Origin of the sequence: Mycobacterium sp. 1165178.9, assembly GCF_001673555.1 — a bacterium.
Lineage (GTDB): Bacteria > Actinomycetota > Actinomycetes > Mycobacteriales > Mycobacteriaceae > Mycobacterium.
The window spans coordinates 1-9,709 of sequence record NZ_LZMB01000306.1 but is presented as its reverse complement, the minus strand read 5'-3'; the positions used below and the strand labels follow the sequence as shown (position 1 = coordinate 9,709).

The 9,709-nt window shown below is 65.4% G+C and carries 10 protein-coding genes and 1 pseudogene; 2 read left to right on the top strand and 9 right to left on the bottom strand.

Annotated elements, in window-relative coordinates; genetic code table 11:
• The 9 genes and pseudogenes from A5652_RS26735 to A5652_RS13365 form a co-directional block, all read right to left on the bottom strand.
• Positions 1-523 (bottom strand): annotated as a pseudogene (locus A5652_RS26735) (type VII secretion-associated serine protease); the annotation flags it as partial.
• A 41-nt stretch (positions 524-564) separates the two neighbouring features.
• Entirely contained in the window at positions 565-2,094 is a 1,530-nt protein-coding gene (eccD, locus tag A5652_RS13400) for a type VII secretion integral membrane protein EccD (RefSeq protein WP_082983888.1), read from the bottom strand.
• A complete protein-coding gene (locus A5652_RS13395) occupies positions 2,091-3,116 on the bottom strand; it encodes a MinD/ParA family protein (protein ID WP_156745319.1) in 1,026 nt (341 codons plus the stop codon). The genes eccD and A5652_RS13395 overlap by 4 nt, the downstream gene beginning before the upstream one ends.
• 159 nt (positions 3,117-3,275) lie before the next feature.
• Complete coding sequence (locus A5652_RS13390) at positions 3,276-4,106, bottom strand: ESX secretion-associated protein EspG (RefSeq protein ID WP_067351719.1); 831 nt, start codon at positions 4,104-4,106, stop codon at positions 3,276-3,278.
• Positions 4,107-4,210: 104 nt separating this feature from the next.
• Entirely contained in the window at positions 4,211-4,498 is a 288-nt protein-coding gene (locus tag A5652_RS13385) for a WXG100 family type VII secretion target (RefSeq protein ID WP_067351715.1), read from the bottom strand.
• A gap of 53 nt (positions 4,499-4,551) precedes the next feature.
• Complete coding sequence (locus A5652_RS13380) at positions 4,552-4,866, bottom strand: WXG100 family type VII secretion target (protein WP_082983887.1); 315 nt, start codon at positions 4,864-4,866, stop codon at positions 4,552-4,554.
• Between the two features lie 97 nt (positions 4,867-4,963).
• Positions 4,964-6,145, bottom strand: coding sequence for a PPE family protein (locus A5652_RS13375; RefSeq protein ID WP_067351710.1), 1,182 nt, complete (start codon positions 6,143-6,145; stop codon positions 4,964-4,966).
• Positions 6,146-6,178: 33 nt separating this feature from the next.
• Entirely contained in the window at positions 6,179-6,490 is a 312-nt protein-coding gene (locus tag A5652_RS13370) for a PE domain-containing protein (RefSeq protein ID WP_067351724.1), read from the bottom strand.
• A 411-nt stretch (positions 6,491-6,901) separates the two neighbouring features.
• Positions 6,902-8,230, bottom strand: coding sequence for a HAMP domain-containing sensor histidine kinase (locus A5652_RS13365; protein WP_067351707.1), 1,329 nt, complete (start codon positions 8,228-8,230; stop codon positions 6,902-6,904).
• Between the two features lie 224 nt (positions 8,231-8,454).
• On the opposite strand from A5652_RS13365, the gene A5652_RS13360 reads away from it, so the two are divergent.
• Both A5652_RS13360 and A5652_RS13355 read left to right on the top strand, forming a co-directional pair.
• The gene (locus A5652_RS13360; RefSeq protein WP_067351704.1) at positions 8,455-9,057 is read left to right on the top strand and encodes a TetR/AcrR family transcriptional regulator; all 603 of its coding nucleotides are present in this window, start codon (positions 8,455-8,457) and stop codon (positions 9,055-9,057) included.
• 27 nt (positions 9,058-9,084) lie between these two features.
• Positions 9,085-9,709, top strand: a 625-nt coding sequence (locus tag A5652_RS13355; RefSeq protein WP_197513948.1) for an acyl-CoA dehydrogenase family protein, incomplete at its 3' end; no start/stop codon positions are given.

Sequence of the window (9,709 nt, the reverse complement as noted above, 5' to 3'; positions counted from 1 at the left end):
GTAACCGGTCATCAGCGTCTCGAACGGCAGTTCGTCGTGGATGCGACGCACCAGCTCGACCGGGTGTGGGCGGCGCGCCGATCACCGGCGGCGGAGCGGCCGGCGGAGGGAATGCCGGAGTGGCAGGCATCGGCCGTGGCATCGGCAAGATTCCTTGCGGCGCAGCGCCGATGATCGAGCTGACGATCGTGCCGTGGGCGTCGCAATCCGACAGGCCGTCCTCACCCATGATGTAGTCGCCGCCGGGAACCACCGGTAGCCGCGGGTTCGGCGACACCCCCGTGTCGATGACCGCCACGGGTACACCGTTGCCGGTGCTGTACTGCCATGCCTTCGTAATGTTCAGCAAATTGAAGCCCGGGGCCATCTGCGCCACGTCGGGGTTTCTCACGGTGATCGGGGTCGAGCAGCTGTTTGCGCGGCGCATCGGCTGGTCGGGCCTCGGCGGCCCGTCCGGCGGAACCATCCCGGGGTCCACCGAGGGCGGTGTAATGGCAAGTGCGGCTGGGATATTGGCTGACATCGCGACCAGGGCGACGGCGGCGGTGACCGCCGCGGCCCTTTTCAGTGGCGAATCCACGTGAAGAGCCCTCCCAAGGCCGCCGCGGCTGGAAGCAAGACGATGAATGCGAGCACTTCCACCCATTCCACCGTCAACCGGATGAATGGCCGAAACCTCATGGCCGGAACCAAAAGCGCTGCCGCCAAACCCAACCCGGCGAAGACCGTCACGGCCACCACCGGCCACATCAGCCCGGTCATGGCATCTTTCGGAGCGGCGACGGCGTACTTGACCACGCCCGCGCACACCGCGGCCGACGCCCCGCACACGAGCGCGATGGCCTGATATTTGGCCGCGAACCCACGCCCCTGGGTGAGGAAGATGCCCGCCACCAGCCCGGCGACCACCAGCGCCAACCAGTCCCACTGGCGTCCCGGCGTCAACACTCCCCACACCGCGGCGGGCAACACGATCGACACCCCCGCGCACAGGCCGACCTGGACCGCATTGACCAACCGGGCGGAGGCGGCGATCGCGGCGCCGCGCGCGGTGATGTCGGTCAGTTCGTTGTCCTCGTCATCGGATTCGTCCTCACTGACCGGAGACACCGTGTCGACGGGCATCCCCTCTCGCCGCGCGAACAGGTCTCGGCCGGTGATCGATCCGAAATGCGGCGGCCTGACCCGCGCCACCCACAGCGCGATCAGTGGAGCCATCCGGACCAGGACAAGCAGTCCGACCAGTACGCAGACAGCCAGCACCTGAGCCGACGCCGGCCGGAACATGCGGACGGCGGCGACGGCGGCCAGGATCCCGCAGACCGTCACCACCGCGGTGACCACCGCTGTCTGCCAACGGGTTCGCGCGGTCACCCCGATGGCGATGGCGCCCAGGATCACCACGACGGCGCCGATCAGCCCATGGGCGGCGCCGAGCACACCCGGGGGCGCACATGCGCCGGCGGTAGCCAGCGACAACACCGCCAGCCACGCGAATCCGCTGAACAGGTCCCGCCGCCCGCGCCACCCGCTTCGCACCACAAACGTTGCAACCACGAGCAATGCGCCGACGGCGCCCGCGACCGCGGCCGGGATGGGACCGTCGGTGAAGGTCCGTGCCCGCAGGGTCAGGGCCACGGCGACTCCGACGGCCATCGCGATCACGGCGACCGCGGTGTGCGCGGCCGTCAGCGGAGTCACCGGTGCGAACATCCGATCGCCACCGTCGCGGCCGAGCCATTTGCCCATGGCCGCCAACCCCGTTGACAGCGACTCGTATTGCGGTTCGAACGATTCACCGTCGACCCGCGGGACCAGCACCAGGGTGTCGCCATCCTGGACGCCGAGTTCGTCGAGGCTCTTATTGATGTCGAGCCGAACCCCGTTGATCTTGTGGAGTTCGTAACTGCCCGCGGGCAGTGCGATGCCGTCGAAACCTTTGCGCTTCAGGTCGGCATCGAACAGCTCCACCATTCCCTCGAAGAATCCCTCCATCGGGATTCCGGCCGGGAATACCTGTGAACACAGATGCTTCTCGTAGGAGATGTTGACCGCACAACGCGCCGGGAAAGCGACCTTATGCGGCGCTGTCACGGCACCGACCGCTCGGCGTCAGGAATATATTTGTCCGCCAAACCCGCGGTGATTTCGAAGAGGCGCAGCCGCGACTTCTTTTTCAGTTCGTGAACCGTATCGATGATTCCGCCTTTGGCGAGGTGGGGATCAAACGGCAGCACTTCGACCGTCGCCCCGACCTTGGTGAACCGCTCGGTCAAGTAAGCCAACGCGTCCTTATCGGTGATCTGGTCGGTGTGGTTCACAATCACGGTGCTGCGCGAGACCAACTCGTGGTAACCCTGCGAACGCAGGTAATCGACCGCGCGCAGCACCGGACGTGACCGGTCCGCGGTGATACCGGAGACGAACACGAGGGTGTCGGTGTTCTCCAACACCGGCTTCATCACCTCGTGTTCGAGATCCGGAGAGGTGTCGACGATCATCACCGTGTGGGTGCGCCGCAGGCGCGAAAGTACCCCGGAGAACATCGCGGGGACCAGCGGCCTGGGCTGGTCGGAAGTCCGGTTTCCAGCCAGCACGTCAAGGCCAATGACGTTCTGTCCCAGATGTTCTCGAATATCGGCGTAACCCTGGACATCGGTGTCGTTGATGATGGCCGTGTAATCCCCTGGCGGGGACTCGTCGATGCGGTCGGCCAATGTCCCGAAGCCCGGGACGGCGTCGATCGCAATCACGTTCTGCGGGCGGCATTCCCGGAACACACCCCCGAGGCAGGCGACGAGAGTCGTGACGCCCACGCCGCCCTTGCCGGAGACGACTGTGATGACGTATTGCCGTCGAATATGCCGCCGGATGCGATTTTGCAAATCGCGGTAGTGCCGTTCACGCGGGGACTCACCGGGATTTATTTTATGAAAAGATATGGAGTAAATGAATTTCCGCCAGCCCGACCCGGGTGGAATTTTCCGCGGTGCCGCCAGATCGGTAATACGCATTGTGTCGGATACCGAATCCGGGAAGTTGCTGGCCCTTGACGGATCCCCCCGTCTGAGCGCTCCTTCGTCCGACATATTCGGGTCATTCCAAGGGCTCGTCACGACGCGATGCTAACACGGTTGCGGATACCGCGTTTACCCCGTTCAAAGACTTTGCGGGCACGACAGACGTTGCTATTCCAAGATTTTGGTTATCTAAGTGACTTTCGTCAGTTCGCTCCTGCGCCCCTTACGTTTTGCTTCTCATAGCAAAGCGCAGCGTCACACAACTCGCCGATACGAGTGCCACTCGTCGCCGGCGGGCAACCGGCGAATGAGCCGTTGGATCGCGCCACCGATGTCCGTGCGCGAGCCAGGCGAGAGGATCTGGTATTGACGCTGCCCCGAGGTGACGCTTTCGATGCAGATCCGTCCCGCGGGGGTGTCGACGATGGACACCGTCGAATCGCCGACGGCTATTCGCGCCATCTCGTCCGGTCCGACACCGGCCTGCAGCCCGACGATGTTCGCGTGCGCGGACCGCGCGGGATCGGCGGCCGTCAGGACCATCTGCAGCTGGTCGGCGTCGAGGCGCTGTTCGAGCAAGAATGTTCGCAGGCTGGTGGTGTCGCGCACCGAGTTCAGCAACTGCTCGGTGTCCAGCGTGACCGGCTTCAGCGGTGCCGCCTCGGCAACGCCGCACAGCCTCTCGATCTGACCCACCAGCAGGTCGCTGGCGGACGCTTCGTTGCCGGCCGTCCCTGCCGGGTACAACCGCACCATGTCACCATGCCGTTCCAAGACCACCCACCACGTCGCGAAGCGGCAAATCGATGCACGCGTCGGCTCGCGACCCGGAACTCCGATCATCACCAGCAGTCCGAGGTCTCGTCGCAATAGGACCGTCAGCCACTCACGGATCATCGGGTCGACGTTGCCGGCCTCATCGAGCGCACCGGCGGCCATCAGCTCGGCGGCCGCGGGGTGGTTCCTCGCGCGCTCCGGGGTGTCCAGGCGCGGCAACATCGGCCGCAGCCCCAATTCAGGGCAGGTCTGCTCCACCCCGGTGACCGCCTGCAGCACCCATAAGCCGTCAACCGTCGTTGTCAGCATGTCGCCTCGTCGTCACTGAATGAGTCGGCCGACCGGTAAATAGAAGAAGGTGGGGCGCACGCGCGCCCGGCGCATCTGCCCCACCTTCGCTTGGTCGCGCGAACTCAGAACAGACCGGAGATGTGCTGGTCGGTGCTGATGGCATTGTCAAGCACATGGGTGGTCGTCACCCCGTGCTGGCGGATGGTGTCGATAAGACCCTGCAGCCCGGACAGCATTTGCGCCTGTGCCTCGAAGAACCCGGCGGCACCGTGGCCGGCAAAGAATTCCTGCAGGGCGTGGGTGCGGTTGGAGGTGTCGTCGAAAATCGACTGCAATTGGCCCGCGCGAGAGGCGACGTCGGTGGCGAAATCCGCGACGGCTCCAGGGTTATAGGTGATCGGGTTGGACATTGCGAAGTTTCCTTTCAAAAGACTGTTAACGAAATTGCGAATGAATGGGTCGATCAGGCGCTCTGAGCGCCGAACAGCGCGCTGAAGGCGTGCGAGGAATCCGCCTCATGGCCTTCCATCAGTGCCGCCGCCTTCGCGAGGCCTTCGGCCAGTCGCGTCCCGCCGGTCAAGACTTTGTTCAGGTCGGCTTGCACCTGGGTGGCCGTCGAGTACGACGCGGTCACGGCCGAACCAGACCAGGTGGACGGGTTCATCACGTTTTCGTGATTTCCGACGTACCCCTGGCCAATGTGGATCGCGTGCTCCATATTCTGGTGAATAGCATTCGACGCATCGCGAAGCATTTCCGGTGTCACTTTGATTGTCACGAAATTCTCCTTCTCCGGTGGGCCGCCCCCCGTGTGGGCATGAAGCGAAGTGTATGGCGGCTGATTGGACCTGTCGATTCACCTTTCGTCGGTGGGTTCACACTCGGGCGTCGACAACCCGCACGGTCGCGGGCCGATCGGCTTTGTCACGGGAGCCGCGGTCGCTTCCCGCCCCGTGGCCCACGGGCATACCGCCCATCGGGGCCCCACCCATCGTCGTGGTCTGCGGTCGCATGGCCTCGGCGCCCAAAGCCCCGGCCGGCCGCAGCCCTACCGGCCGGCCGCCGGCGGCGGGCTCGAAGGCGCTGACCGGGCGGGTGAAACTGGTTGCGGGCATGCCCGCGCCGCCCAGGGACGCGCCGCCGCCGGCCCCGGCCTCCGCCGCGGAGAGTCCGGTGGTGGCCGAGACCGCCGAGACGGCCGGCGTCGCTCCGCCCATGCCCATGGCGCCGGGATTGGCGAACATGCCCATCAGCGGCTGAATCATCTGCATCGGAGCCTGCATCGCCTGCATCGGGGCCTGCATCACCTGCGGGACCGCCCCCATCAGTTGCTGCGCCGGCTGCATCAGCGTGCTGGCCTGGCTCATGAAGTCCTGCCCACCCGAGGCGGCCTGACCGGCCCCCTGTGTCCCGGTCTGGGCGCCCTGGAAGGCGGCGCGCATGCCGTCGCCGGCCCCTTGCTGCGCCGCCGACTCACCGACCGCCGCTGCCGCTTGCGCGGGTGCGGCCGGCGAGGCGCCCATGGATGCGATCGGGGGCGGGATGGTGAGACTTTGCGACAAGGCCGTCAGGATCGTTCCGTAGCTGGCCCCGACGGCGGAGTTGTTCGGCCACATCGACCCGAAGTACTCGAGCTCCAGCGACGTGATGCGCGGGGTCAACGCACCGAGAACCAGCGGGTTGATGCCGTAATCGGTCGCCGTCTCGGTGCGGTTCTCGATGCATTCGGGCGCGGGACGCATTGAGCCGTAGGCCATTTGGTAAGCCGAGACCGCGGTCGACACCACCGCCGGCTTGACGTCGACCCAGCCGGCCAGCCCGTGCAGCGACGCGTTCAGCGCGGTCGCGTTCGCCGCCGAGGCCAACGAACCCGAGCCCGTCCAGCTCGCCGACGTCGCGACGGTGTTGATGGTTGACGCGATGCTGGAGCCGTGATGGGTGGCCGCCAACGCGGTCCAGGCGGCCTGGTTGGCCAGGTGAGTGATGACGCCGGCCCCCGCCTTGAGGAGCATGTCGTTTTCCTCAGGCGTACGCGCAGCCCATCCCGGATCGGCCATGCGTACTTCCCCCCTTTGTTACGTCGCTGGGATCTAAGCCCCGATTGCCATCGTCAAGCTGCGCATGAGCTCGGTGACGACGTACGTGCTCGAGGCGATGCTCTGCGTGCCGGCGAACAGGCCGCGCTGGGCGGCGTGCTCAGACACTACGCCCAGGTAGCTACCGCCGCAGGCGTTCAGAGCCGCGGCGAACATGGCCGAGTCTGGGTCGCCACCCATCGGCAGCACACCAAGCAGAACCGGCGCGGCCGCCGAAGCCGCTGCCTCGGTCTCCGCGCTGATCGCCGACTCGGCGCCGGCCGACGCCAGAACCGCCTCTGACTGCACCGACGTGACAGGACCCATCATTTCCCTCCGAACGCTCAACCCAACCGTGCTTGGGGCCACAGTGTAATGGGATTTCGTTGATCTTGTATTCACTCCGTTCCCGACGGACGCCAGGCCCGCAATTTTGTTAAGCGATTCCGGTCCCAAGCGTGAAAGTACTGGATTATCAAAAGGAGTCGAGGATCGCCTCAGCTGCCACTCAAGGCTCGGCTGTCACAAAAGCACCTCGGCCACCTTGCGGGATCACGTCATGACCCTTTGCATGGATCGCCGACGATGGCGGCACAATGCTGCAATTTTTATGCCGAAAAGGCCGCCGATAATTGCGCGGCTATTGGCGAAGGTCGGCGGCCAAATACCCAAGGGACGCTTGTTTTCGACGTCCCGATGGGAAAACTTTTTTTCGGCCCGAAATGGCGGCGGAACAAGCTAAGCCGGACCACGCCCATCGCCGGCCAACCGCAACTGCAACCGGGTGCCACCCAGCGGACTGGTCTGCAATGCCGCTGTGCCGCTGTGCAATTCGGCCTGTTGGGCGACCAGCGCCAAGCCCAGCCCGGAGCCCGACCGTGAGGCCGTCGAGCCTCGGGTGAACCGTTCGAAGACGCTGGCGCGTTCGGGTTCGGGCACCCCGGTGCCATCGTCGTCGATCGTGATCTCCACGCCCTCACCGGAACTGCCAACGGCCAGAAGGATTTTGCGGGCATTGCCATGCTTGACGGCATTGGCGATCGCGTTGTCGATCACCAGTCGCAGCCCCGTGGGTAATCCGATCATCAGCACCGTCGGCGAGGGCACCAACGACACGTCCACATCGGGATAGATGCGCAGTGCGTCGTGCGCGGCGCGGTCCAACAGCTCGGTGATGTCGAACGGGACGAAATCGTCGACGGTCGTCAGCTCACCCTGGGCGAGCCGCTCGAGCGCGGTCAGCGTCGCCTCGATGCGGCTCTGGGTGCGAATGACGTCGCCGATGACCTCGTGACGCTGGTCGAGCGGCAGATCCAGGGTGGACAGCACCTCCAGGTTGGTGCGCATCGCGGTCAACGGCGTGCGCAGCTCGTGGGAGGCGACCGCGGCAAAGTCGCGGGCCGACTCGAGCGCGGCCCGGGTGCGCTGCTGTTCCTTGCCGATGCGGGCCAGCATTCCCTCGACTGCTTCTGCGATCTCCACGGCCTCGCGCACGCCGCGAACCTGGACCTCGTCGGGACTCGACTGGGCGTTGATCGCCCGGGCCTGTTGGGCCAGCAGCAGGAACGGATTGACCATGATCAACGAGATCACCCACCCCACGACCACGGTGCCGCCGATCACGCTGGCACAGATCAGAAGCACCCGCAGGTGCAATTCGTTGATCCGATGCTGAGCTTCGGCCAACGGAGCGGCCAGCGCGATGGAGGCGGGGCCCGCGGTAAAGGTGCGAACGCGGTACTGCACCCCGTTGATGGTGGTGTTGGCGTAGCCGTCGGGAAGCCGGGGCAACACGATGCTGGTGGGCACCGATACCGTCACCCCGCCGATGCGAGCGGTGCGCACCAGGTTGCCATCCGGGGCGGGGTGGTCCGGACTGGTGTGCTCCGCGTTGTTGAGCAGGCTGCTGATGTCGCCCAGGCTGCTGACCGAATCGAGCCGCCGATCGAGCTGGCTGTATTGATCGTTGGTCACACCCACCCATACCCAGGTGCCTAGCAGGACAACGAGAGTCATCACCGATATGGCGGCGACGATGACGATCGTGCGCAGCGACAGCACCCGCATGGGCAGCTGTACACGCGGTAGGACGCGGATGTCAGGCTCCTTCAGTGGGTGCTGATCCTTTGTCGACCAACCTGAGTACAACCCTCACAGCAGTACCGGTCCGGCGCGATCAAGCGCAGTGGCGTTTCGCAAGAATTTAACGCTAGCCGCCTCGCCGCCTGCCCGTGACGTGCCAAAACCGGACCGATTTTGCCGTGACCAGGGTGAGTGAGTACTCTCTCACCATGCTCGCTTCTGGACGCGACCGGCTGCTGTCGGCAGCGCTGCGGCTGTTTGCCGCCAAGGGCTACGCGGCGACGTCGGTGGCCGACATCCAGCGGGAATCGGGCCTGGCGCCCGGCTCGGGAGCGCTCTACAAGCACTTCGGCTCCAAGCGCGAGCTTCTCGAGGCTGCCGTTGCGCACCGCATCGACAGCATCGTGGCCGCACGAGAGGAATACGACGCCGGGCAACCGGGCAGCGTTGAGCGGGCGGTCCGCATCGCCGGCCAGTTGATCTGGAGCAACCTCAAACAGAGCGAGGATCTGCTCAAGGTCATGCTGCGTGAACCCGACGAGCTCGGCGATCTCGACGAAAAGACATGGCAGGTGATCACCGACAACGCCTACCAACGCTTCGCCGACGAACTGGCGGCATCGAACCGGTCCGGCCGCACCAGCATTCCCGATCCCGAAGCGGCCGCGGCCGTCGCGATCGGGTCGTTGTCCTACGCCGCGACTCTGCAAGCCCTGACCGGTCGCCTGCCCGGCAACACCGATGAAGAGCGGTACTTCGAGGCGTGGGTCAAGCAAACGGTCAGCGTCCTCAACCAATACCGAAACCGTTAATCAGCAACCTATTTCAGGAGCAGAGCTGTGACATTTTCATTGCAACTGTCCGACGACGTGATCGAGGTGCGCGATTGGGTGCACAAGTTCGCGGCCGACATCATCCGTCCGGCCGCGGCCGAATGGGACGAACGGGAGGAAACCCCGTGGCCGGTGATCCAGGAAGCCGCAAAGGTCGGTCTCTACTCCCCAGACTTCTTCGCGCAGCAAGCGGCCGAGCCAACCGGTCTGGGTATGCTGACCGCGTTCGAGGAGATGTTCTGGGGTGACGCCGGCATCGCGCTGTCCATCATGGGCACCGGCCTGGCCGCGGCGGCGTTGGCGGGCAACGGAACTCCGGAACAGCTGGGGCGCTGGCTGCCCGAAATGTTCGGCACGTCCGACGAGCCCAAGCTCGGTGCCTTCTGCTCGTCGGAGCCCGACGCGGGTTCTGACGTCGGCGGCATCCGCACCCGGGCTCGCTTCGACGAGGCGACCAATGAATGGGTGCTCAACGGCACCAAGACCTGGGCCACCAACGGCGGCATCGCCAACGTGCACATCGTGGTGGCCTCGGTCCATCCCGAACTCGGCACCCGCGGCCAGGCCAGCTTCGTCATCGGGCCGGACACCAAAGGCCTGGCGCAGGGCCAGAAGTTCAAGAAGCACGGGA

What these genes read in the sequence shown, in the direction of transcription:
- A5652_RS13390 (WP_067351719.1), bottom strand. Translation starts at nt 4,106, where the DNA reads ATGCTGACAACGACGGTTGACGGCTTATGGGTGCTGCAGGCGGTCACC.
- A5652_RS13385 (WP_067351715.1), bottom strand. Translation starts at nt 4,498, where the DNA reads ATGTCCAACCCGATCACCTATAACCCTGGAGCCGTCGCGGATTTCGCC.
- A5652_RS13375 (WP_067351710.1), bottom strand. Translation starts at nt 6,145, where the DNA reads ATGGCCGATCCGGGATGGGCTGCGCGTACGCCTGAGGAAAACGACATG.
- A5652_RS13370 (WP_067351724.1), bottom strand. Translation starts at nt 6,490, where the DNA reads ATGGGTCCTGTCACGTCGGTGCAGTCAGAGGCGGTTCTGGCGTCGGCC.
- A5652_RS13365 (WP_067351707.1), bottom strand. Translation starts at nt 8,230, where the DNA reads ATGCGGGTGCTGTCGCTGCGCACGATCGTCATCGTCGCCGCCATATCG.
- A5652_RS13360 (WP_067351704.1), top strand. Translation starts at nt 8,455, where the DNA reads ATGCTCGCTTCTGGACGCGACCGGCTGCTGTCGGCAGCGCTGCGGCTG.